Genomic DNA, 23811 nt, shown 5'->3' on the forward strand with positions numbered 1-23811 from the left:
ACGTCCAGGGCGCCTTCCCATGTCCCGGTGCGGATTCCCCCCACGGGATCCGGCCGGGCGTCTGAGAGACCAGCGCCTGAATTCGCTGTCTTTCGGTGTTGCCGTTTGAGCAGAACGAGCAGAACTCGTCGTACTCATGGTTGTGTGCGGTCTGCCGGGACAGCGCACGCTCGGGAGGGCCGCTCAAAGCTTCCCGATGTACGTGCCCCGGCAACGCAACTCTGAGGAAGTCCCCCAAGACATCCTCAGATGCCAGCAAGCGCCCCCCAAGACGCTCTCTGACATCGTCAACTTAGACCTTCGAACCCCTTCGATGGTTACGTTCACATCACTGTGATCTGCGTCTCTTGCATATGTCCGTTAGATACGCAAGAGCCCCGATATGTCGATCGGGACCCAAGCGTAAGGATGATGCGTGAGCCTTGTGAAGAGCTTATGTGAGCTGGGCGTCGGACTCCAGAGGGGCCCAGTGGGGTTCTTACTACGAATTCACCGGAACGTCCGCAGCCGCAGGCTGTTCGTCACCACGAACAGCGACGAGAAGGCCATCGCGGCCCCCGCGATCATCGGGTTCAGCAACCCCGCCGCGGCCAGCGGCAACGCGGCGACGTTGTACCCGAAGGCCCACACGAGGTTGCCCTTGATCGTGGCCAGCGTCCGGCGGGACAGCCGGATCGCGTCCGCGGCCACCCGTAGGTCCCCGCGCACCAGCGTCAGATCGCCCGCTTCGATCGCCGCGTCCGTGCCCGTCCCCATGGCGAGACCCAGATCGGCGGTGGCGAGCGCGGCCGCGTCGTTGACGCCGTCGCCGACCATGGCGACACACCGCCCCTCGCGCTGCAGCCGCCGCACCGCCTCGACCTTGTCCTCGGGCAGGACCTCCGCGCTCACCTGATCGGCATCGATGCCGACCGCGTCCGCCACCGCCTCGGCGACCGTCCGGTTGTCCCCGGTCAGCAGTACCGGGGTGAGTCCCAGCGCGCGCAGTGCGCGCACCGCCTCGGCGCTGGTCTCCTTCACCGCGTCCGCGACGGCGACGACACCGTGCGCCGCCCCGTCCCACCCGACCACGACGGCCGTACGACCGCCCCTCTCGGCCTCTTCCCGGGCGCGGGCGAGCTCGGGTGGCAGCTCCCCGAAAAGGCGCCCCACGGCCACGTCACGGCCCTCCACGCGTGCGCGTACGCCGCGCCCGGGGATGTTCTCGAACCCCTCGACCTCTGGCAGTCGTCCGACCCGCTCCTCGGCGCCGGCGGCCACGGCCCGGGCGACGGGATGCTCGGAGGCGTGCTCCACGGCGCCCGCGAGCCGCAGCACCTGCTCCTCGTCGGCGCCTTCGGCGACGTACACCTTCTGGAGGGTCATACGACCGGTGGTGACCGTGCCGGTCTTGTCCAGGACGACGGTGTCGACCCGGCGCGTGGACTCCAGCACCTCGGGACCCTTGATCAGGATGCCGAGCTGCGCGCCGCGTCCCGTGCCGACCATCAGGGCCGTGGGCGTGGCGAGCCCCAGTGCACAGGGGCAGGCGATGATCAGTACCGCGACGGCCGCGGTGAAGGCGGCGACCGTGTCGTCGGTGATGCCGAGCCAGGCCCCGAAGGTGGCGACCGCGAGCAGGATGACCGCAGGGACGAACACCGCGGAGATCCGGTCGGCGAGCCGCTGCACCTCGGCCTTGCCGTTCTGCGCGTCCTCCACCAGCTTCGCCATGCGCGCCAGCTGTGTGTCGGCGCCGACCCGGGTCGCCTCGACGACGAGCCGGCCGCCCGCGTTGACCGTCGCGCCGGTGACCGCGTCCCCGACCGTCACGTCGACCGGCACCGACTCGCCGGTCAGCATGGCGGTGTTCACCGCGGAGACGCCCTCGACGACGGTGCCGTCGGTGGCGATCTTCTCGCCGGGCCGTACGACGAACCGGTCGCCGACGGCCAGCCGGTCGACCGGGACACGGACCTCGCGGCCGTCCCGCAGGACCGACACGTCCTTCGCGCCGAGCTCCATCAGGGCACGCAGTGCCGCTCCCGCGCGCCGCTTGGCGCGGGCCTCCAGATAGCGGCCCAGGAGGATGAAGGTGACGACCCCGGAGGCCACCTCGAGATAGATCTGCGAGGCGCCGTCCACGCGCGCGACCGTGAACTCGAAGTCGTCGCGCATGCCGCTCATGCCCGCGTCCCCCAGGAACAGCGCCCACAGCGACCAGCCGAACGCCGCCAGCGTGCCCATCGAGATCAGCGTGTCCATGGTCGCCGCACCGTGCCGGGCGTTCGTGAACGCGGCGCGGTGGAAGGGCAGCCCGCCCCAGACGACGACCGGCGAGGCGAGGGTGAGCGCGAGCCACTGCCAGTTGTCGAACTGCAGGGCCGGGATCATCGACAGCAGGATGACGGGGACCGCGAGCAGGGCGGAGACGGTGAAACGCCGGCGGTAGGCGGCCAGTTCGGGGTCTTCCGGGGCCTGCTCCGGCGCGGGCTGCGGGGGAGCAGGCTCCTCGGCGGTGTACCCCGTCTTCTCCACCACGGCGATGAGGTCGGCGACCTCCGTGCCCGCGGGGTAGCTGACCTTCGCCTTCTCCGTCGCGTAGTTCACCGTGGCGGTGACGCCGGCCATGCGGTTGAGCTTCTTCTCGACGCGGGCCGCGCAGGAGGCGCAGGTCATCCCGCCGATGAGCAGCTCGACATCGGAGGTGGTGACGGCAGCGCCGGTCGGGCCGGTTGTGCCGACTGCACCGGTCGTGTCGGCTGCACCGGTCGTGTCGGCTGCGCCGGTCGGGCCGGTGGCCCCCGGTATCGGCGGTTGGTCGGTGGTGCGGGGCATGTCCGGCTCAGATCTTGGCGACCAGCTCGAAGCCCGCCTCGTCGACGGCCGCGCGAACGGCTTCCTCGTCCAGCGCGGCCGCGGAGACGACGGTGACCTCGCCGGTCGAGGCGACGGCCTTCACCGAGGTGACGCCGGGGAGTTCGGAGATCTCGCCGGACACGGCACCCTCGCAGTGCCCGCAGCTCATGCCGCTCACCTTGTAGACGGCGGTGACGGAACCCGGGGTGTCGGTCTGCGCGGTCATGTCGTTCTCCTCGTCGAGGCATGTGGGGCTGACGGGGCCCAAGGGGGCCTCCCGTATCCCACGCTATACCCCTACGGGGTAATTACTCCAAGGGGGAGTGGTCAGTGGGTCGGCCCGAGTCTGTCGCCGACCAGTGGGGCGAGGTAGCGGATCAGCGCGTTCTTCAGCTCCAGGACGTACGCGTCGCGCTCGGTGCCCTCGTGGGCGAGGACCAGTTCCAGGCCCGCCTTGTACAGGCCCAGGCACATGTGCGCGGTCCGGGAGAGGTCGGCCGGCCGGATGTCCGGCAGGACTGAGGAGAGCAGGTCCTCGATCCGGGAGAGCAGGGTCGCGTGCAGGGCGTCGTGCTCCTCGGTGATGCGGCCGGGGATGTCGGGGCCGTGCATCAGCGCGAAGAACACCGGGTGCTCGCAGTTGAAGGCGATGAACCGGTCGACGGCCGCGCCGACCGCCTGTTCCAGGGGGGTCGTGGGGTCCACCGGCGCGAGCGCCTCGCCGTACGTCTCGCGCATCTCGTGCATGAGCCGGTCGCCCAGCTCGATCGCGATCGCTTCCTTGTTCGGGAAGAACTGGTACAGCGTGCCCGGCGAGACGCCCGCCTCGCGGGCGATGGCGTTGGTGCTGGCGGCCGTGTAGCCGGTGGTGGTGAAGACGGTGGCCGCGGCTTCCAGGAGTTGGGCGATACGGCGCTCGCCGCGGGCCTGGCGGCGGCGCGGCTGGTCCTTCTCGCCGGCCCCCTGGTGGTCCTGCTGACCTTCCTGGACCTGATGGACCTGCTGGTTCTGGTTGGCCTTCTCCCGGTTGGCGGGCACGCGTTATCCCCAGTTCTCCGGACGCGATTGACAAACGCGAGCGGTCGCTCGCATTCTTGAGAAACGCGAGCGATCTCTCGTGTTTGCCAGTCTATGGCAGCGACGGCTCCATGCTGCCCGGCTGTGCCCACGTGGATCAGGCGCGCGCATCGGGCGATGAGCAGCATGGATCAGGGTGAAGGGGACACCGCACAATGACCGAAGTCAACAGGCCACCCCGCGTCGGAGGCTGGACCCGCTTCGTGACGGCACGCCCCCGCTTGTCGCTGCTCGTGGCCCTGGTGCTCACCGCGCTCGCGGTGGTGGCCGGCAGCGGCGTCGCCGACCGGCTGGGCAGCGGCGGCTGGGAGGACCCGAACGCCGAGTCGACGTACGCGACCAAGGCACTGGAGCGCGAGTTCCCCGCGTCCCAGCCCAACCTCCTGCTCCTCGTGGACGCGGGCAGCGCCTCGGTGGACGACCCTGCGGTCGCCGCCGAGGCCCGGCGGCTCACGGAGCGCCTGGCCGCCGAGAAGGGCGTCACAGGGGTCGGCTCCTACTGGCAGGCGGACTCTTCGTCGGCTCCCGCTCTGCGCGCCGAGGACGGCCATGAGGCGCTGATCGCCGCCCGCATCACGGGCGAGGAGAAGGAGATGGGGGAGACCCTGGACCGCCTCGCACCCGAGTTCCGGGGCGCGCACGGTCCGGTGGAGGTCAGCGTCGGCGGCCCGGTCGCCGTGCGGCACGAGATGCAGACGACCATCCAGGAGGACCTGACCCGCGCCGAGGTGATCGCCCTGCCGGTCACCCTGGTGCTGCTGGTGATGGTCTTCGGCAGCGCGGTCGCGGCCCTGCTGCCGCTCGGCATCGGCATCGTCGCGATCCTCGGCACGAACGCGGTGCTGCGCGGCCTGACCGAGCTCACGGACGTGTCGGTCTTCGCGATGAACCTCACCACGGCCCTGGGCCTGGGCCTCGCCATCGACTACGCCCTGTTCATCGTCCGCCGCTTCCGCGAGGAACTCGCCACGGGCGCCGAGCCCTTGGCGGCGGTCGGCACGACCCTGCGCACGGCCGGCCGCACGGTCCTCTTCTCGGCCCTGACGGTCGCGGTCTCCCTCGCGGCGATGCTGCTCTTCCCGCAGTACTTCCTGCGCTCCTTCGCCTACGCGGGGATAGCGGTGGTGCTGCTGGCCGCGGCGGCCGCGCTGATCCTGCTCCCGGCGGCACTGGTCCTGCTCGGCCACCGGGTCAACTCCCTGGACCTGCGGCGCCTGTTCCGGCGGGGGCGGCCGAAGGGGGCCCGTCAGGAGTCCGGTCAGGAGTCCGGTCAGGCATCCGATCAGGCGTCCGGTGCGACGGAGGGCGGGGCCTGGACCCGCACCGCGAACCTCGTCATGCGCCGTGCCCCCTTCTTCGCCCTGGGCACCACCGCCGTCCTGGTCCTGCTCGGACTGCCCTTCCTGGGCGTGAAGTTCGGCACCGCGGACGACCGCCAGCTGCCGTCGAGCGCCGAGTCCCATGTGGTGCAGCAGCACATCCGCGACGGCTTCCCGGGCAGCCCCGGCGGCGGTCTGGAGGTCTTCGCCGAGGGACGGGCGACGCAGGCGCAGTACGCCGACTACAAGAAGCGGATCGCCACCCTCCCGGATGTGCTCCGGGTCGACGGGCCGCTGGTGAAGGGCGACTCGGCGTACTTCACGGTGCTGCCGAAGGGCGAGGCGGTCGACGAACCGGCCCAGCGCCTGGTGGGTGAACTGCGCGCCGCGAAGGCGCCGTTCGACACCGAGGTGACCGGCACCGCGGCCGTGCTGGTCGACTCCAAGGACGCGATAGCGCAGCAACTGCCCCTGGCGGCCGCCTTCATCGCGATCGTCACCCTGCTGCTGGTGTTCCTGCTGACCGGCAGTGTGCTGATACCGATCCAGGCGGTCGTGCTCAACGCGCTGAGCCTGACGGCGATGTTCGGCGCGGTGGTCTGGGTCTTCCAGGACGGCCATCTGTCCGGACTGCTCGGCTTCACCAGCCCCGGCTCGATCGAGACGACCCTCCCGGTGCTGATGTTCTGCGTCGCCTTCGGCCTGTCGATGGACTACGGCGTGTTCCTGCTCTCCCGCATCAAGGAGGAGTACGACGCGACGGGCGACCACGACCAGGCGGTCCGCCACGGTCTGCAACGCACCGGCGGTCTGATAACCGCCGCCGCCGTGATCCTCGCGGTGGTGATGGTCGCGATCGGCACCTCCCGGGTGACCAACACCAAGATGCTCGGCCTCGGTATCGCCCTCGCGGTGCTGATGGACGCGATGATCGTCCGCAGCCTCCTGGTGCCGGCGGTCATGCGCCTCACGGGGCGGGCGACCTGGTGGGCGCCGGGGCCGCTGCGGCGGTTCCATGACCGGTTCGGGGTGAGCGAGGGAGAGTCGAACGGGCCGACGGCGGCCCCGGCACCGGAACCCGCACAGGAGCGGGACAAGGTGAGCGCGCGCGGCTGACCCTGCCGGAGGGGCCTCAGGGGCGCGGGGCTGTCGTACGCGACCGAGTGGCCCGGGGAAAGTCCTTGGGCCACTCGGACAAGCCTGCTTCCTATCGGCTTGCGGCTCCGCCGCGCGCGGGGTGCACCTCGCCGCCGCGCACCCCAGCTGATCAGGGCGCGTGGGTGCCGTACCGCGAACCCAGCGGAGCGTCTAGCGTTCGCGATGATCTCCGTGCAAGGGGCGCGGCCGAAGGGAGACGGGCATGCGGGCTGTGGTGTTCGAGCGGTACGGGGAAGCGGCCGAGGTGCGTGAGGTGCCCGACCCGCACCCAGCCCCCCATGGAGTGACCGTGCGCGTCGAGGCGACAGGGCTGTGCCGCAGTGACTGGCACGGCTGGCAGGGGCACGACCCGGACATCACGCTGCCGCATGTGCCGGGCCATGAACTCGCCGGTGTCGTCGAGGCGGTGGGCGACCGGGTGACCGGCTGGCGCCCCGGCGACCGGGTCACCGTGCCGTTCGTGTGCGCCTGCGGCAGCTGTGCGGCGTGTGCGGCGGGCGACCAGCAGGTGTGCGAGCGGCAGACCCAGCCCGGCTTCACCCACTGGGGTTCCTTCGCGCAGTACGTGGCGCTGGACCACGCCGACGTCAACCTTGTCGCCGTGCCCGAGGAGATGTCCTTCGCGACGGCGGCCTCGCTCGGCTGCCGGTTCGCCACGGCGTTCCGGGCGGTCGTGCAGCAGGGCCGGGTGGCGGCGGGGGAGTGGGTCGCGGTGCACGGCTGCGGCGGGGTGGGCCTGTCGGCGGTGATGATCGCGGCGGCGTCGGGCGCACGGGTGATCGCGGTGGACGTCTCGCCGCAGGCCCTGGACCTGGCGCGGACGTTCGGGGCGGTGGAGTGCGTGGACGCGTCGGGCGTGCCCGACACGTCGGCGGCGATCCACGCCCTGACCGGCGGCGGCGCCCACCTCTCCCTGGACGCCCTCGGCTCCCCCGTCACCTGCGCCGCGTCCGTCAACAGCCTGCGCCGCCGGGGCCGGCACATCCAGGTGGGCCTGCTGCCCTCGGAGTCAGGCACGACCCCGGTCCCCATGGCCCGCGCCATCGCCCTGGAGCTCGAACTCCTGGGCAGCCACGGCATGGCGGCGCACACCTACCCGCCGATGCTGGAGCTGGTACGGGCGGGGGTGCTGCGGCCGGATCTGCTGGTGACGTCGACGATCGCGCTGGACGCGGTGCCGAGCGCGCTGGAGGCGATGGGGACGGCGCCGGGGGCGGGGGTGACCGTCATCGAGCCGTGGAGCTGACGTTCATCGAGCCGTGGAGCTGAGGGTCATGAAGGCGTGGAGCTGAGGGCGGCGACGGGGCGGCCGTGCCGGGCGGGCCACTCGCGGTCGAGGATGGCCATGACCACCCAGTCGACCCACTCGCCGTCCCTCAGATCGGCCTCCCGCCGGACTCCCTCCACCACGAACCCGACCTTCTCGTAGGCCCGCAGGGCACGGTGGTTGTGGCCGTAGACCTCCAACTCGATTCGGTGCAGCCCGAGTTGCTCGAAGCCGTGGCCGACGATGAGGCGGATGGCCTCGGTGCCCAGCCCCCTGTCGCGTCCCCGGGGCCCGATGAGCGTGCGGAACGTACAGCTGCGGGCCTTGGCGTCCCACTCGTACAGGACGACCTCGCCGACGAGTTCGCCGGTGGCGCGGTCGGTGACGGCGAGGTCGAGGCGGTCGGGCTGGTCGGAGCGGGAGCCGTACCAGGAACGCACCTGCTCCGGGGTGAGCTCCCGGGAGGGCTCGTCGGTGAAGCGGAGGACCTCGGGGTCCTCGAGGATCTCCCACATGACGTCGGCGTCGGCCTCCGTGAACGGCCGGAGCACGGTCTTGTCGCCGGTGAGCGTGGGTTTGACGGAGAAGTCCATGGGACGACTGTGCCCCACGTGGCTGGTGGGGCACAGCTTGTTTTCCGGGAGGTCGGCAGGTCAGGGGGTCAGTCCGTCCGGCGTCCTCTGTTGCCCGGCCGGGACTCCACCCAGGCCCGGACGGTGTCGGGGTACCAGAAGGGCTTGCCGCCCTCCACATGGTCGGGCGGGGGCAGCAGCCCGTGCTTGCGATAGGACCGCACGGTGTCCGGCTGCACCTTGATGTGTGCGGCGATCTCCTTGTACGACCAGAGGGTTCGGTCGGTCATCATTTGCACCTCCTCGCGCGCGCCGCGGCGGCGACCGGGGGCGGTCGTCGGGGGGACCGTGCGCTGCGCCGGTGATCACAAAGCCTGTGTCCGGTCAACGACGCACAGTGAGGAGGGGGCAGTGCCTGTGCACGGGGTGTGACGCAGGGCCCGCGTACTTGCGACATGCGTGACAGGAAAGATGCGCTTGTGACACAAGTACCGCAAAGGCGCCCGCCGGTACAGGGGCGCGGCGCGTTGACAGACGCCGGTTCCGCCGCAGGTCCAACGCAACGGTGGGTCGGACCCGCTGCGCCGGGCCCGACCCACCAGCTCCCCCGCCTCTGCGGCTCGCCGAGGATCAAAGCCTGCATTCAGCCAAGGTCACGGGTCTTGGAAAAATGCGCACCGCGGCCGGATGCGAGCACGAGACTGGTCGCCTCGCCCGTCAGCCGGTCCGGCACGGGTGTCCCGACCGGCACCCCTCGCGCCGCCGTGAACTCGCGCGGCGTGCACCCCGTCATCGCCTTGAACTCCCCGCTCAGATGCGCCTGGTCGTAGAACCCACAGGCCGCCGCGGTCTCCGCCTGGCCGCGCCCCGCGGCCAGCAGCCGACGCGCCCGTTGCAGCCGCAGCACACGTGCCGCCGCCTTCGGGCCCAGCCCGATCTGCTCCCGGAAGCGGTTCTCCAGGTGCCGTACGCTCCACCCCACCTCGTCGGCGAGCCGCCCCACCGGCATCGACCCACCCGTGCGTATCAGCTCCGCCCAGGCCCGCACCACCCGGGCCGAACACGGCGTACCGGCCGCCGACCAGCGCGCCAACACGTCGTCGAGCAGCCCGAACCGTTCCGCCCAGGTCGGCAACGCGGCCAGCGCGGCGGCGAGTTCGCCGATTCGGGTGGGCAGGGCATGCGGCAGGTCGTCGGGGTCGACGGTGCGATTGGCGAGCTCGTACTGCGGTGTCCCGAACAACGTGAACGCCGCCCACGGCATCAACAGCACCTCGATACCGCCCAGCCGACCACTGTGCTCACCGACGGCGGGGGTGGTGGTCGGCCCGCAGTACACGGAGACGAGGGTGTCCGGGGGGCGGTTGGCGCGAGTGATCCGCACCGGTTCGCCGAAACCGAGCAGCAGGCTCGCCGCCCCGATCGGCACTTCCAGCCGCCGCCGAGGCCGCTCCAGACAGAGCCGGATCCCGCGATAACTGATCACCCCGGGCTGGAGACGGGGATGGGGTGCGGTGAGGGCCACCTCCCACGAACCCCCTGGCCCGTGTCCGGACCGCACACGCACGGCACCAATCATCCAGCCATAGTGCAACGCCCCAAGGGGCGCGGGGCAGTTTTCGATATGCGGCTCCGCCGCGTGGGCGCGACCAGCCCCGAACAACCTGCAGACGCCCCACCACAGAACCCGGCAGATGAGTAGGCGCCCTGCTACGCCCCGCAGCTCCGAAGAAACGCCCGCGTCCGCCGAGCGATAGGCAGCGGAGCGTCCGGCTCGCAGGGGTACATGTCCTGCTCGACAATCGCGAACAGGTCGACATCCAGCTTCTGCGCAGCCTCCAGCACGGGCCCCAACGCAGGCACCCCGCCCGGCGGCTCGCACATCACACCCTGTGCCACGGCCGGCCCGAACGGCGTCCCCTTGGCCCGTGCGTCGGCGAGGATCTCGGGGTCGACCTGCTTGAGGTGCAGGTACCCGATCCGCGACCCGTACGTCTCGATCAGCTTGACGCTGTCGCCGCCGCAGTACGCGTAGTGCCCGGTGTCCAGGCACAGCGACACCAGGTCGGAGTCGGTCCCGTCCAGGAACCGGACGACGTTCTCCTCGCTGTCGATGTGCGTGTCGGCGTGCGGGTGGACGACGATCCGCAGCCCGTACCGCTCGCGCACCTCATGCCCCAGCCGCTCGGTCAGCGAGGTCAGGTTCCGCCACTGCTCGGGGGTCAGCGTGTCCGGCTCCAGCACCTCGCCGGTCTTGTCGTCCCGCCAGAAGGACGGGATGACGACCAGGTGCTCGGCCCCCATCGCCTGTGCGAGCACCGCGTTGTCGGCGACGTGCGCCCAGGTCTTCTCCCACACGGCCTCGCCGTGATGCAGACCGGTGAACACGGTCCCCGCCGACACTTTCAGGCCACGCTTCGCCGTCTCCTCGGTGAGGACGGCGGGATCGGTCGGCAGATACCCGTACGGCCCCAGCTCGATCCACTCGTAGCCGGACTCGGCGACCTCGTCGAGGAAGCGCAGCCAGGGGACCTGCTGGGGGTCGTCGGGGAACCACACACCCCAAGAGTCGGGAGCCGAGCCGATCCGGATGCGGGACAGTGAGGACTGAGGTGACAACGACGTCATGGCGGTCAGCTTCAGCGCCTGTGGCAAGCGCTGTCAAGGTCTGGTCCGAATGTCTGGACAAAACATTGACAGGGGTGCGTGCACCGGACTACAAAGCCGGGAGAGCCGATACGAAGGGAACGCGATGGCGTACGACCTGATCACCATGGGGCGGATCGGGGTGGACCTCTACCCGCTGCAGACCGGCGTCCCGCTGCCGCAGGTCACCTCCTTCGGCAAGTTCCTCGGCGGCTCGGCGACGAACGTCGCGGTGGCCGCGGCCCGCCTGGGGCGGCAGAGCGCGGTCATCACCCGGACCGGCGACGACCCCTTCGGCACCTACCTCCACGAGGCCCTCCAGGGCTTCGGCGTCGACGACCGCTGGGTCACCCCGGTCCCGGGCCTGCCCACCCCGGTCACCTTCTGCGAGGTCTTCCCGCCGGACGACTTCCCGCTGTACTTCTACCGGCAGCCCAAGGCCCCGGACCTGGAGATCGACGCCCACGAGCTCGACCTCGACGCCATCCGTGACGCCCGCATCTTCTGGGTCACCGGCACCGGCCTGAGCGAGGAGCCCAGCCGTACGGCGACGCTCGCGGCTCTCGCCCATCGCGCCAAGTCCGGCATCACGGTCTTCGACCTCGACTGGCGCCCCATGTTCTGGAAGGACCCGAACACGGCCCGTCCCTTCTACGCCGAGGCCCTCAAGCACACCACCGTCGCCGTCGGCAACCTCGACGAGGTGGAGGTCGCGACCGGCGTACGCGAGCCCCATGCCGCCGCCCGCGCGCTGCTGGACGCCGGTGTCGAGATCGCCGTGGTCAAGCAGGGCCCCAAGGGCGTCCTCGCCGTCAACAGCCAGGGCGAGCAGGCCGAGGTCCCGCCCCTCCCGGTGAACGTCCTCAACGGCCTCGGCGCCGGCGACGCCTTCGGCGGTTCCCTCTGCCACGGGCTCCTCAACGGCTGGAACCTGGAGAAGACCATGCGGCACGCCAACGCCGCCGGCGCCATCGTCGCCTCTCGCCTGGAGTGCTCCTCCGCGATGCCGACGCCGGACGAGATCGAGGCCGCCATCGCCGCGGGGGCCGTCAAGTGAGCGTCGACATCGCCGAACTGGTCCGCCTGCGCACCCAGCGTCCGGAAGCGGTCGCGGAGGCGGCGGCCCGCCGTACCCGCCGGCCCCTCCTCGGCGACTCCGGCCGGCTGATGATCGTCGCCGCCGACCACCCGGCCCGCGGCGCCCTCGGCGTCGGCGACCGCAGGTTCGCCATGGCCAACCGCGCCGACCTGCTCGAACGCCTCTGCCTGGCGCTGTCCCGCCCCGGCGTCGACGGCGTCCTCGCGACCGCCGACATCCTCGACGACCTGCTCCTCCTCGGCGCGCTCGACGGCAAGGTCGTCATGGGCTCCATGAACCGCGGCGGCCTCCAGGGCGCCAGTTTCGAACTCGACGACCGCTTCACCGGCCACCGCCCCGAGGACATCCAGCGCCTCGGCTTCGACGCCGGCAAGCTGCTCCTGCGCATCGACTACGCCGACCCGGGCTCCCTCACCACCCTGGAGTCCACCGCCCGCGCCATCGACGACATGGCCGCGCGTCAACTCCCCGTCTTCGTCGAGCCGTTCATCAGCCACCGCACCCCCGAGGGCAAGGTCAGGAACGACCTGTCCGCGGAGGCCGTCACCAGGTCCGTCGCCATCGCCTCCGGGCTCGGCGGCACCTCGGCCTACACCTGGCTGAAGGTGCCGGTCACCGACAACCCCGACGACATGGCCGAGGTCATGGCGACCTCCACGCTGCCCGCCGTGCTGCTCGGCGGCGAGGTCGGGGACGATCAGGACGGGGCGTACGAGAAGTGGCGGGGTGCGCTCCAACTGCCCACCGTGCGGGGCCTGGTGGTGGGACGCTCGTTGCTCTACCCGGCCGACGGCGACGTGACCGCCGCGGTGGACACTGCCGTAGGACTGCTGTGAGGTCCCCATGACCACGAGCCGGACGCTCCGTCCCCTCAGGCCGCGAGGCGACACCGCCCCGCGGCCCGGCCACACGGACGCGGCCGGCCCCGCACGACACGCAACACCACGTCGGCTCTCCCAGCGGAGCGCCGACGCACCGATCGCCTCCGGCGCGGGTCGCCGCTTTGCTTTGGCAGGAGCGAAGTGCGAGCGAAGACTCCCCGCCCGCTACGGCCCCGCGCCGGAGGTCCCCCACCCGCGCCATCGAGTCGGACGGGGTCGCGGAACCGTACGAGAGTGCCGGATCCGCTTCTTTTCGGCCCACCCAGAAAGCACAGGGGGTTACCGATGACCTCAACGACGAGGCTCACGGTCGCACAGGCGCTCGTCCGCTTCCTGTCCGCCCAGCACACCGAGCGCGACGGCGTACGGCAGCGCCTGATCGGCGCGACCTGGGGAATCTTCGGCCACGGCAACGTCGCCGGGATCGGCCAGGCGCTCATCGAGTACGGCGCCGCGTCCAGTGGCGGGACAGCACCCACCATGCCGTACCACCAGGGCCGCAACGAACAGTCGATGGTGCACGCGGCGGTCGGCTACGCCCGCCAGTCGAACCGCCTCTCCACCCACGCGGTCACCACGTCCATCGGCCCCGGCGCCACCAACCTCGTCACCGGCGCCGCCCTCGCCACCGTCAACCACCTCCCGGTCCTGCTCCTCCCCGGCGACGTCTTCGCCACCCGCCCCGCCGACCCGGTCCTCCAGCAGCTCGAAGTCCCGTACGCCGGCGATGTGTCGGTCAACGACTGTCTGCGCCCGGTGTCGAAGTACTTCGACCGGATCACCCGCCCCGAAGCCCTGATCCCGTCCGCGCTGAACGCCATGCGGGTACTGACGGACCCCGTCGAGACCGGCGCGGTGACGCTCGCGCTCCCGCAGGACGTGCAGGCCGAGGCCTATGACTGGCCGGACGACTTCTTCGCCGCGCGGACCTGGGTGGTACGCCGCCCCGGCGCCGACCCGACCGAACTCGCCGAGGCCGTACGGGCGATCAGGTCCGCCCGCAGGCCCCTGGTCGTCGCGGGCGGCGGCGTCCACCACAGTCGCGCCGAGGAGGCCCTTGCCGAGTTCGCCGAGGTCACGCGCATCCCGGTCGCCTCCACCCAGGCCGGCAAGGGCTCCCTGCGCTTCGACCACCCCCAGGACGTCGGCGGAGTCGGCCACACCGGCACCGCCACCGCCGACGAACTCGCCCGCACCGCCGACCTGGTGATCGGCGTCGGCACCCGCTACACCGACTTCACCACCGCCTCCGGCACCCTCTTCGCCGGCGACGGCATCCGCTTCCTCAACCTCAACATCGCGCCCTTCGACGGCCACAAGCTCGCCGGCATGCCGCTGATCGCGGACGCCCGCACCGGCCTGGAGGAGCTGACCGAGAGGCTGGAGATGCACGGCCACCGGGTCGCCGACAGCTACATCGCCGAGTACACCGAGGACAAGGAGCGCTGGGAGCAGCGCGTCGACGCCTGCTACGAGGCCGACGAGCCGGACGTACGGCCGACGCAGCCGCAGGTGCTTGGCGCGCTGGACGCGATCGTCGACGAGTCGGACGTGATCATCAACGCGGCCGGCTCCCTCCCCGGAGACCTGCACAAACTGTGGCGGGCGCGCTCGCGGGACCAGTACCACCTGGAGTACGGCTACTCCTGCATGGGCTACGAGATCCCGGCCGCGATCGGCGTGAAGCTGGCGGCTCCCGAGCGCAACGTGTGGGCGCTGGTCGGCGACGGCACGTACCTGATGATGCCGACGGAGATCGTGACCGCCGTGCAGGAGGGCGTCGCGATCAAGGTGTTGCTCGTGCAGAACCACGGGTACGCGTCCATCGGCGGCCTGTCGGAGGAGACGGGGGCCGAGCGCTTCGGCACCGCGTACCGGTACCGCTCGGAGGACGGCACGTTCACGGGCGCCCCGCTCCCCGTCGACCTGGCCGCCAACGCCGCGAGCCTCGGCATGCGGGTGCTGCGCGCGAAGACCGTCAGCGATCTCCGCGAGGCGCTCGCCGAGGCCCGCGCCGCGGACACTCCCACATGTGTCTACGTCGAGACCCAAACGGCAGACACAGTGTCGGGCCCGCCGCCCGCGCAGGCCTGGTGGGATGTTCCCGTGGCCGAGACCGCGACGCGACCGTCGGCGGTCAAGGCCCGTGAGCTCTACGAACGGCACGTCTCGACCCGACGCCGCCATCTGTGAAGGAGAAACCGGTCATGACGAAGATCGTCAACCACTGGATCGGCGGCAAGACCGCCGAGGGCGCGTCGGGCACGTTCGGGCCGGTCACCGACCCGGCGACCGGCGCGGTCACCACGAAGGTCGCCTTCGCCTCGGTCGACGAGGTGGACGCGGCGGTCGCGGCCGCCAAGGAGGCCTACGCGACCTGGGGCCAGTCCTCGCTGGCCAGGCGCACCGCGATCCTGTTCAAGTTCCGCGCACTGCTGGACGCGCACCGCGACGAGATCGCCGAGCTGATCACCGCCGAGCACGGCAAGGTGCACTCCGACGCCCTCGGCGAGGTGGCGCGCGGCCTGGAGATCGTCGACCTGGCGTGTGGCATCACCGTGCAGCTGAAGGGCGAGCTGTCGACGGAGGTCGCCAGCCGGGTGGACGTCTCCTCGATCCGGCAGCCGCTGGGTGTCGTCGCGGGCATCACACCGTTCAACTTCCCGGCGATGGTGCCGATGTGGATGTTCCCGATCGCCATCGCGTGCGGCAACACCTTCGTGCTCAAGCCGAGCGAGAAGGACCCGTCGGCGTCCATCAAGATCGCCGAGCTGCTGGCGGAGGCCGGTCTCCCGGACGGCGTCTTCAACGTCGTCCACGGCGACAAGGTGGCCGTCGACCGCCTTCTGGAGCACCCGGACGTCAAGGCCGTCTCCTTCGTCGGATCGACCCCGATCGCCCGCTACATCCACACCACCGCCGCCGCCAACCACAAGCGCGTCCAGGCCCTGGGCGGCGCCAAGAACCACATGCTGGTCCTCCCGGACGCCGACCTGGACGCGGCCGCGGACGCCGCCGTGTCGGCCGCGTACGGCTCCGCGGGCGAGCGCTGCATGGCCATCTCCGCGGTCGTCGCGGTCGGCTCGATCGGCGACGAGCTGGTGGAGAAGATCCGCGAGCGCGCCGAGAAGATCAAGATCGGTCCCGGCAACGACCCGACCTCCGAGATGGGCCCGCTGATCACCGCCGCGCACCGCGACAAGGTGGCCTCCTACGTCACCGGCGCCGCGGCCGAGGGCGCCGAGGTGGTCCTCGACGGCACCGGCTACACGGTCGACGGCTTCGAGGACGGCCACTGGATCGGCATCTCGCTCCTGGACAAGGTGCCCACGTCCGCGAAGGCGTACCAGGACGAGATCTTCGGCCCGGTCCTGTGCGTCCTGCGCGCCGAGACGTACGAGGACGGCGTGGCGCTGATCAACAGCTCGCCGTTCGGCAACGGCACCGCGATCTTCACCCGGGACGGCGGCGCCGCCCGCCGCTTCCAGCTGGAGATCGAGGCCGGCATGGTCGGCGTGAACGTCCCGATCCCGGTCCCCGTCGGCTATCACAGCTTCGGCGGCTGGAAGGACTCGCTCTTCGGCGACCACCACATCTACGGCAACGACGGCACGCACTTCTACACGCGAGGCAAGGTCGTCACCACCCGCTGGCCCGACCCCGCCGACGCCCCGTCCGGCGTCGACCTCGGCTTCCCGCGCAACCACTGACGCACCGACCTGAGCGTGTGGGGCCGTCCGGATCGCGGACGGCCCCATTTTTTTGCGGGCCCGCGCTGCGGTTCCCGCATGCTCGAAAGTCGCGCTGTACACGGCTTTGACGCAACGTTAACACGCGTCAAGTCGCCCTCTGGCGACGAATTCCGAAGGGAATGAGCCATTGACGTGACGGTTTCCGTCAATGTTGCATCCCCCTCGTGACCGACACCCTCACCCCTGTCGAGGGCGCCGTCGTCGAGGCGTCGGACAGCCCCCAGAAGCTCAAGCGCTCCATCGGCGTCGTCGGCGGCACCCTGCTCACGCTCTCCTGCGTGACCCCCGCCTCCACCCTCTTCGTCGTCGTCCCCGACCTGTTCGGCTCGCTCGGCACCGCCACCGCCCTCACGATCGCCATCGGTTCCCTGCTCTGCATCGCCGTGGCGTTCTGCTACGCGGAGCTGGGTACCCTCATCCCCAGCGCGGGCGGCGAGTACGCGATGGTGTCCACGCTGGCCGGACGGCTGGCGGGCTGGCTGGTCTTCGTGCTGTCCCTGCTGGTCGTCATGATCGTCCCGCCGGTGATCGCGATGGGCACGGCCGACTACCTCGCCCCGCTCGTCCACCTCGACCCGTCCCTGGCCGGCGCCGCCGTCATGCTGCTCGCCACCCTCGCCGGCCTGCTCGACCTGCGCGCCAACGCCTGGATCACCGGCGTCTTCCTGGTCCTGGAGGTCATCGCCGCGGCCGTCGTGGCGGTACTGGGCTTCGCGCACGCCGAGCGCGGCCCCGGCAGCCTGCTGTCGATGGAGGTGGCCGCCCCGGACGGCCGTACGGACACGGTGACGGCCCTGCTGATCGTCTCCGGACTCGCCATCGCCCTCTTCGTCACCCAGGGCTTCTCGACCGCCGTCTACCTCTCCGAGGAACTGGAGAACCCGCGCCGCAACGTCGCCCGCACGGTCCTGGCCACCCTCGGGATCTCCGCCGTGATCATCCTGGTCCCGGTCGTCGCGATCACCCTGGGCGCGTCGGACCTCCAGGAGCTGACCGGCGGCGACATCGGCACCATGGTGACGGCCTGGTCCAACTCCGCGACCGGCACCTTCGTCAGCCTCTGCGTGGCCCTCGCGATCATCAACGCGGGCATCGTCATGGTCATCCAGAACTCCCGCGTCCTGTTCGCCTCCGCCCGCGACAAGGCCTGGCCCCAGCCGGTCAACAACGTCCTCGCCAAGCTCGGCCGCTTCGGCTCCCCGTGGGTGTCGACGCTGGCGGTGGGCGTACCGGGCGCGGCCCTGTGCTTCGTGAACCTCGACACCCTGTACGGCGTCACGGGCGTCTCGGTGACCGGCATGTACCTGCTGGTGGCGGTCGCCGCGCTGACGTCCCGCCGAGGCCCCCACAAGCACACGCCCGCGTGGCGAATGCCGCTGTGGCCGGCGATGCCGGTGCTGCTGATCGCGGTCCTGCTGTACGTCCTGAGCCGGCAGGAGACGACGTACCTGCTGTGGACGGGCGGGATAGTGGCGGTGGCCACCCTGTACTGGGCGCTGTACCTGCGCCCGCGCCGGGACACACGCTGGCTGGTCTCCATACCGACGGACGAGCAGGCGCCCCTTTAGGGGCGCGGGGCTGCATCGATTTGCTGCTCCGCCGCGTGGGCGTGACAAGCCACGACGCAGCCGCACTCGGCAGAGCACAGAACGGATCGAGCCCTCAGCCGCCGTACCACGGATGCGGTAGACAAAATCCCCGGCGTACCCCCACGGGAGGTCCCGTGATTCAGCCCTCGGTCGATAACTTGCCGACAGGTTGGCCCCGTACCGTTGAACCATGGATCTTCGACTGCCCGCACTGCGAGGGCGAGTACGGAGGCCGCGCCGGTGGATCGCCGCCGCGGCCTCCGTCGTCGTCCTCGCCGGTGCCGGGACCTGGACGGCCGTCGCCGACGACGACACGCCCGCGGTGCAGCACGCCGACCGCGTCATGGACATGGGGGACGGGGTCCGCATCGACACCTCGTTCTTCACCTCCGGCGCCTCAGAACGCCGCCCGGCCGTCCTGCTGGGACACGGCTTCGGCGGCAGCAAGGACGACGTACGGCAGCAGGCCGAGGACCTCGCCCGGGACGGGTACGCCGTCCTCACCTGGTCCGCCCGCGGCTTCGGGAAGTCGACCGGCAAGGTCGGGCTGAACGACCCGAAGGGCGAGGTCGCCGACGTCTCCAGGCTGCTGGACTGGCTGGCGAAGCAGCCCCAGGTCGAGCTCGACAAGAGCGGCGACCCCCGGGTCGGCATGGCGGGCGGCTCCTACGGCGGCGCGATCTCGCTGCTGGCCGCCGGCCACGACGACCGCGTGGACGCCATCGCCCCGGCGATCACGTACTGGAACCTCGCGGACGCCCTGTTCCCGAACGGCGTGTTCAAGAAGCTCTGGGCGGGCATCTTCGTCAACTCGGCCGGCGGCTGCGACAAGTTCGAGACGCAGATCTGCGAGATGTACGACCGGGTCGCCGAGTCCGGCACCCCGGACGCCGCGGCCCGCACCATGCTGGAGGAGCGCTCGCCGTCCGCCGTCGGCGACCGCATCAAGGTGCCCACCCTGCTCATGCAGGGCCAGTCCGACTCCCTCTTCCCCCTCGGCCAGGCCGACCAGGCGGCGAAGGCCATCAGCGCCAACGGCGCCCCGGTCGACGTCGACTGGATCTCCGGCGGCCATGACGGCGGCGACATGGAGACGAGCCGGATCCAGGGCCGCGTGAAGTCCTGGTTCGACCGCTACCTCAAGGACGACAAGAGCGCCGACACGGGCCCGGCCTTCCGCGTCACCCGCACCCTCGGCACCGGCACCGGAGACGGCGAGCCCCGGCTCAGCGGCGTCAGCGCGGACAAGTACCCCGGCCTGCAGGGCAAGGAGCGCGAGATCGCCCTCACCGGGCGCGAGCAGAGCTTCGCGAACCCGGCCGGCGCCAGCCCGCCCGCCGTATCGGCCCTGCCCGGATTCGGCAGCTCCGGCGGACTCGCCCAGCTGTCCTCGCTCGGCGTCGGGGTGTCCCTCGACTTCCCGGGCCAGTACGCCGCGTTCGAGTCGGCGCCCGTCCGGGAGGACCTGCAGATCACCGGGTCGCCGACGGTCACCGTCCATGTGAAGTCCACCAGCGAGGACGCCGTGCTCTTCGCCAAGGTGTACGACGTCGGCCCGGGCGGCCAGGGCCAGCAGGTGCTCCCCTCCCAGCTGGTCGAACCCGTCCGCGTCGAGGGCGCGAAGGCCGGCAAGGACGTCACGATCACCCTCCCGGCGATCGACCACGAGATCGACGACGGGCACCGCCTGCGCCTGGTCCTCGCCTCCACCGACCTCGGCTACGCCTCCCCGACGGCCCCGGCGACGTACACGGTCTCCCTGAAGGGTGAGCTGTCGGTCCCGACGGCGCTCGGCGACACCGACACCGCGTCCACGCTGTCCGCCTGGGTGTGGTGGCTGCCCCTCGCGGGCGCCGGGATCGCGCTGGCCCTGCTGGTGACCGGACGGCGCCGCACCAAGGCGCCCGCCGCCCCCGAGCCGGCACTGGCCGAAGTGCCGCTCCAGATCACGGACTTGAGCAAGCGGTACGCGAAGTCCGCCGACCGTTACGCGGTCAGGGACCTGTCCTTCCGGGTGGAGAAGGGCCAGGTGCTCGGCCTGCTCGGCCCGAACGGCGCCGGCAAGACGACGACACTGCGCATGCTGATGGGCCTGATCAAGCCGGACGGCGGAGAGATCCGCGTCTTCGGCCACGCGATCGCGCCCGGCGCCCCCGTGCTCTCCCGCGTCGGCGCCTTCGTCGAGGGTGCGGGCTTCCTTCCGCATCTGTCCGGCCGCGAGAACCTGGAGCTGTACTGGCAGGCCACCGGCCGTCCGCCGCAGGACGCCCACCTGGACGAGGCCCTGGAGATCGCGGGCCTCGGCGACGCGCTCGCCCGAGCGGTCCGCACCTACTCGCAGGGCATGCGCCAGCGCCTCGCCATCGCCCAGGCCATGCTCGGCCTGCCGGACCTGCTGATCCTCGACGAGCCGACGAACGGCCTCGACCCGCCACAGATCCGCGAGATGCGCGAGGTCATGATCCGGTACGCGGCGGCCGGCCGCACGGTCATCGTCTCCAGCCACCTGCTGGCGGAGGTCGAGCAGACCTGCACCCACCTCGTGGTGATGGACCACGGCAAGCTCGTCCAGGCGGGCCCGGTCGGCGAGATCGTCGGCTCGGGCGACACCCTGCTGGTCGGCACCGGCACGCCGGTGGACGAGCCCCTCGTCGAGAAGGTCGCCGCCCTGCCGGGCGTGGCCTCGGCGGTGAGCACCGACGGCGGCCTGCTCATACAGCTCGACGCGGACGGCAGCGCACAGCGCCTGATCGCCGAACTCGTCCGGCTGGAAGTCCCGGTGGAGGCGGTGGGCCCGCACCGCCGCCTCGAAGACGCCTTCCTCACCCTGATCGGAGACTCCGCATGAGCAGCACGCTGACGGGCCGCGCGGAGGTCGCCGACGGCTACCGCGCGGGCCGCACCCTGCCCATCCGGGTCGAGCTGGTCCGGCAGCTGAAGCGGCGCCGCACGCTCGTCATGGGCGGCATCCTGTTCGCCCTGCCGTTCGTCCTGCTCATCGCCTTCCAGGTGGGCGGCGCACCGGACTCACGCAACGGTGGGACCGGCCTGATGGACACGGCCACCTTGTCCGGGGCGAACTTCGCCGCGGTCAACCTGTTCGCCTCCGCGGGCTTCCTGCTCGTCGTCCCCGTCGCCCTGTTCTGCGGGGACACGGTCGCCTCGGAGGCCAGCTGGTCCTCCCTGCGCTATCTGCTGGCCGCGCCCGTGCCCCGGGCACGCCTGCTGTGGTCCAAGCTCGTCGTCGGGCTGAGCCTCAGCCTGGCCGCGATGATCCTGCTGCCGGTCGTCGCACTCGCCGTGGGCACGGCGGCGTACGGCTGGGGCCCGCTGGAGCTCCCCACCGGCAGCTCACTGGCCGCCGGCACCGCGGCCCAGCGCCTTGTGATCACCGTGGCGTACATCTTCGTGTCCCAACTGGTCACCGCCGCCCTGGCGTTCTGGCTGTCCACCCGGACGGACGCACCGCTGGGCGCGGTCGGCGGCGCGGTCGGCCTGACCATCATCGGCAACGTCCTCGACGAGGTGACGGCCCTGGGCGACTGGCGGGAGTTCCTGCCCTCGCACTGGCAGTACGCCTGGCTGGACGCCGTACGACCCCAACTCGACTGGACCGACATGATCCAGGGCACGTCCCTGTCGATAACGTACGCCATGGTGCTGTTCGCGCTGGCCTTCCGCGGTTTTGCCCGCAAGGACGTGGTGTCGTAGGTCAACGGAGGATCACCCACCGGTCTCGAAGGGCCGCCCCCGTGCCCTCTTCGAGACTCATCCGCAACGCTCCGTAGCGCACGTTCCGGCCCCCTGGCCCGTCACAGTCACAGAAGTCGACGTCAACGGACCAAGGGGGCACGGATGATGGAGCGATACCGAGGACAACGAATACGAGGCCTCCTGGCACTCGGCGCGGCGGCGGGCCTGCTGCTCACCGGCTGCGGCGCCAACGACAGCGGGGACTCCGCGGCGGACAACAACGGCTACGCCAGCGGCTTCCCGGCCCCCGACTACACGCACAGCACCGGCGGAACGGGCGAACAGAAGAACAACGACGGCAACGACGACTCGGAGTCCCGCGAGTTCGCGCCCGCCCCCGACTACCTCTCCACCTTCGCCCTCGACGTCGACACCGCCTCCTACGGCTACGCGCGCCGGTCCCTCGCCGACGGCCGGCTGCCCGACCCGTCGACGGTCCGCCCCGAGGAGTTCGTCAACAGCTTCCGCCAGGACTACGACCGCCCCGACGGCAACGGCTTCACGGTCACCGTCGACGGCGCCCGCACCGACCGCGAGGACTGGTCCCTGGTCCGCGTGGGCCTGGCCACGCGCCCGGCCGCCGATGCCGACGAGCGCCCGCCCGCCGCCCTCACCTTCGTCATCGACATCTCCGGCTCGATGGCCGAACCCGGCCGCCTGGACCTCGCCAAGGAATCCTTGGGCGTCATGACGAACCAACTCCGCGACGACGACTCGGTCGCGATCGTCACCTTCAGCGACGAGGCGGAGACGGTCCTGCCGATGACCCGCCTCGACGACAACCGCGGCGACATCCACGACGCGATCGACAGCCTGGAGCCCACGGACTCCACCAACCTGGGCGCAGGCGTGGAAACCGGCTACGAAACAGCCGTGGAAGGCCTCCGGGAGGGCGCCACGAACCGCGTCGTCCTCGTCTCCGACGCCCTGGCCAACACCGGCGACACCGACGCGGACAGCATCCTCGAACGCATCGCCTCCGAGCGCCGTGAACACGGCATCACCCTCTTCGGCGTGGGCGTCGGCAGCGACTACGGCGACGCCCTGATGGAACGCCTGGCCGACAAGGGCGACGGCCACACGACATATGTCTCCTCCGACGACGAAGCCCGCGAGGTCTTCTGCGAGGAGCTTCCGAAGAACATCGACCTCACGGCGCGCGACGCCAAGGCCCAGGTCGCCTTCGACGAAACGACGGTCTCCGAGTTCCGCCTCATCGGTTACGACAACCGGCAGGTCGCCGACGAGGACTTCCGGGACGACAGCGTCGACGGCGGCGAGGTCGGGCCCGGCCACACGGTGACGGCCCTCTACGCCGTCCGCACCCGCCCCGGTACGGAGGGCCACCTCGCCACGGCGAGCGTCCGTTGGCTCGACCCCGGGTCCAGGGCCCCGCACGAGGAGTCGGGCCGTCTGGAGACCGGTGCCCTCCAGGACTCCGTCTGGAGCGCGAGCCCCCGCTTCCAGGTGACCGCCACGGCCGCCTATTTCGCCGACGCCCTCCGCCTCGGCGACGACCGCTGGAACGCCCTGCCGGGCACGTCCGGCCTCGCCGAACTGGCCGACCGTGCCGACAGGTTGGCGACCACCACGGAGGACGAGGAGGTACGCCACCTCGCCGACGCGATCCACCGTGCGACCGACCTCACGGGCCAGGACTGACCCGCCCCGGCGCACCAGTCCTTTTCCTCGCCCCCGCCGCCCCTACCCGTCCCGTCCCTGGGGGCTGCCGCCCCCAGACCCCCGCTTCGGCCCTGAAGGGGCCTCGTCCTCAAACGCCGGACGGGCTGAAATGCCTGGGCCGGCGTCTTGAGGCGAGGGCTCGCTGGGGGCCGCGTACCCCCACGGGCCCGCAGTCGC

General features: G+C 71.2%; 17 protein-coding genes and 1 pseudogene. 11 read left to right on the forward strand and 7 right to left on the reverse strand.

Going from position 1 to position 23811, the window contains the following annotated elements; translation table 11 throughout:
* Nucleotides 1-489: 489 nt before the first annotated feature.
* From ABD932_RS32280 to ABD932_RS32290, 3 genes are all read right to left on the reverse strand, one after another.
* Nucleotides 490-2658 carry a heavy metal translocating P-type ATPase gene (locus ABD932_RS32280; protein WP_345018342.1) on the reverse strand — a complete coding sequence of 723 codons (2169 nt, stop codon included), beginning with the start codon at nucleotides 2656-2658 and terminating at the stop codon, nucleotides 490-492.
* 166 nt (nucleotides 2659-2824) lie between these two features.
* Entirely contained in the window at nucleotides 2825-3064 is a 240-nt protein-coding gene (locus ABD932_RS32285; protein WP_345018167.1) for a heavy-metal-associated domain-containing protein, read from the reverse strand.
* A gap of 101 nt (nucleotides 3065-3165) precedes the next feature.
* Entirely contained in the window at nucleotides 3166-3747 is a 582-nt protein-coding gene (locus ABD932_RS32290) for a TetR/AcrR family transcriptional regulator (RefSeq protein WP_345018344.1), read from the reverse strand.
* A 323-nt stretch (nucleotides 3748-4070) separates the two neighbouring features.
* Here ABD932_RS32290 and ABD932_RS32295 point away from each other — a divergent pair, with 323 nt between their 5' ends.
* Both ABD932_RS32295 and ABD932_RS32300 read left to right on the forward strand, forming a co-directional pair.
* Nucleotides 4071-6350 (forward strand): MMPL family transporter, encoded by a 2280-nt coding sequence (locus ABD932_RS32295; RefSeq protein WP_345018169.1) that lies wholly within the window; start codon nucleotides 4071-4073, stop codon nucleotides 6348-6350.
* A 244-nt stretch (nucleotides 6351-6594) separates the two neighbouring features.
* Nucleotides 6595-7638: a zinc-dependent alcohol dehydrogenase family protein gene (locus tag ABD932_RS32300; protein WP_345018171.1), complete on the forward strand. Its 1044-nt coding sequence runs from the start codon at nucleotides 6595-6597 to the stop codon at nucleotides 7636-7638.
* 26 nt (nucleotides 7639-7664) lie between these two features.
* Here the strand turns inward: ABD932_RS32300 and ABD932_RS32305 are convergent, their stop codons facing one another.
* The 4 genes from ABD932_RS32305 to ABD932_RS32320 form a co-directional block, all read right to left on the reverse strand.
* Entirely contained in the window at nucleotides 7665-8252 is a 588-nt protein-coding gene (locus tag ABD932_RS32305) for a GNAT family N-acetyltransferase (protein ID WP_345018173.1), read from the reverse strand.
* A 68-nt stretch (nucleotides 8253-8320) separates the two neighbouring features.
* Complete coding sequence (locus ABD932_RS32310) at nucleotides 8321-8521, reverse strand: helix-turn-helix transcriptional regulator (protein ID WP_345018345.1); 201 nt, start codon at nucleotides 8519-8521, stop codon at nucleotides 8321-8323.
* 353 nt (nucleotides 8522-8874) lie between these two features.
* The gene (locus tag ABD932_RS32315; protein WP_345018347.1) at nucleotides 8875-9687 is read right to left on the reverse strand and encodes a helix-turn-helix domain-containing protein; all 813 of its coding nucleotides are present in this window, start codon (nucleotides 9685-9687) and stop codon (nucleotides 8875-8877) included.
* 254 nt (nucleotides 9688-9941) lie between these two features.
* Nucleotides 9942-10859 carry a sugar phosphate isomerase/epimerase family protein gene (locus ABD932_RS32320; protein WP_345018348.1) on the reverse strand — a complete coding sequence of 306 codons (918 nt, stop codon included), beginning with the start codon at nucleotides 10857-10859 and terminating at the stop codon, nucleotides 9942-9944.
* Nucleotides 10860-10983: 124 nt separating this feature from the next.
* Here ABD932_RS32320 and iolC point away from each other — a divergent pair, with 124 nt between their 5' ends.
* The 9 genes and pseudogenes from iolC (at nucleotide 10984) to ABD932_RS32365 (ending at nucleotide 23613) form a co-directional block, all read left to right on the forward strand.
* Nucleotides 10984-11934, forward strand: a complete 951-nt coding sequence (gene iolC, locus ABD932_RS32325) for a 5-dehydro-2-deoxygluconokinase (protein ID WP_345018175.1) — start codon at nucleotides 10984-10986, stop codon at nucleotides 11932-11934.
* Nucleotides 11931-12812, forward strand: a complete 882-nt coding sequence (locus ABD932_RS32330; RefSeq protein ID WP_345018177.1) for a Cgl0159 family (beta/alpha)8-fold protein — start codon at nucleotides 11931-11933, stop codon at nucleotides 12810-12812. Before iolC ends, ABD932_RS32330 begins: the two co-directional genes overlap by 4 nt.
* A 124-nt stretch (nucleotides 12813-12936) precedes the next feature.
* Nucleotides 12937-13083: pseudogene (locus ABD932_RS32335) on the forward strand (5-deoxy-glucuronate isomerase); the annotation flags it as partial.
* Nucleotides 13084-13142: 59 nt separating this feature from the next.
* A complete protein-coding gene (iolD, locus tag ABD932_RS32340) occupies nucleotides 13143-15050 on the forward strand; it encodes a 3D-(3,5/4)-trihydroxycyclohexane-1,2-dione acylhydrolase (decyclizing) (RefSeq protein WP_345018179.1) in 1908 nt (635 codons plus the stop codon).
* Nucleotides 15051-15064: 14 nt separating this feature from the next.
* Nucleotides 15065-16567 carry a CoA-acylating methylmalonate-semialdehyde dehydrogenase gene (gene mmsA, locus ABD932_RS32345; RefSeq protein ID WP_345018181.1) on the forward strand — a complete coding sequence of 501 codons (1503 nt, stop codon included), beginning with the start codon at nucleotides 15065-15067 and terminating at the stop codon, nucleotides 16565-16567.
* A gap of 206 nt (nucleotides 16568-16773) precedes the next feature.
* A complete protein-coding gene (locus tag ABD932_RS32350; RefSeq protein WP_345018183.1) occupies nucleotides 16774-18177 on the forward strand; it encodes an APC family permease in 1404 nt (467 codons plus the stop codon).
* A 211-nt stretch (nucleotides 18178-18388) separates the two neighbouring features.
* On the forward strand, nucleotides 18389-21046 hold the full coding sequence (locus ABD932_RS32355; protein WP_345018185.1) for a CocE/NonD family hydrolase: 2658 nt from the start codon (nucleotides 18389-18391) through the stop codon (nucleotides 21044-21046).
* Nucleotides 21043-21909: an ABC transporter permease gene (locus ABD932_RS32360; RefSeq protein ID WP_345018187.1), complete on the forward strand. Its 867-nt coding sequence runs from the start codon at nucleotides 21043-21045 to the stop codon at nucleotides 21907-21909. Before ABD932_RS32355 ends, ABD932_RS32360 begins: the two co-directional genes overlap by 4 nt.
* Nucleotides 21910-22056: 147 nt before the next feature.
* Complete coding sequence (locus tag ABD932_RS32365; RefSeq protein ID WP_345018350.1) at nucleotides 22057-23613, forward strand: vWA domain-containing protein; 1557 nt, start codon at nucleotides 22057-22059, stop codon at nucleotides 23611-23613.
* The last annotated feature ends 198 nt before the right edge of the window (nucleotides 23614-23811 follow it).

It is taken from the genome of Streptomyces shaanxiensis, from assembly GCF_039537145.1.
Taxonomy (GTDB): domain Bacteria; phylum Actinomycetota; class Actinomycetes; order Streptomycetales; family Streptomycetaceae; genus Streptomyces; species Streptomyces shaanxiensis.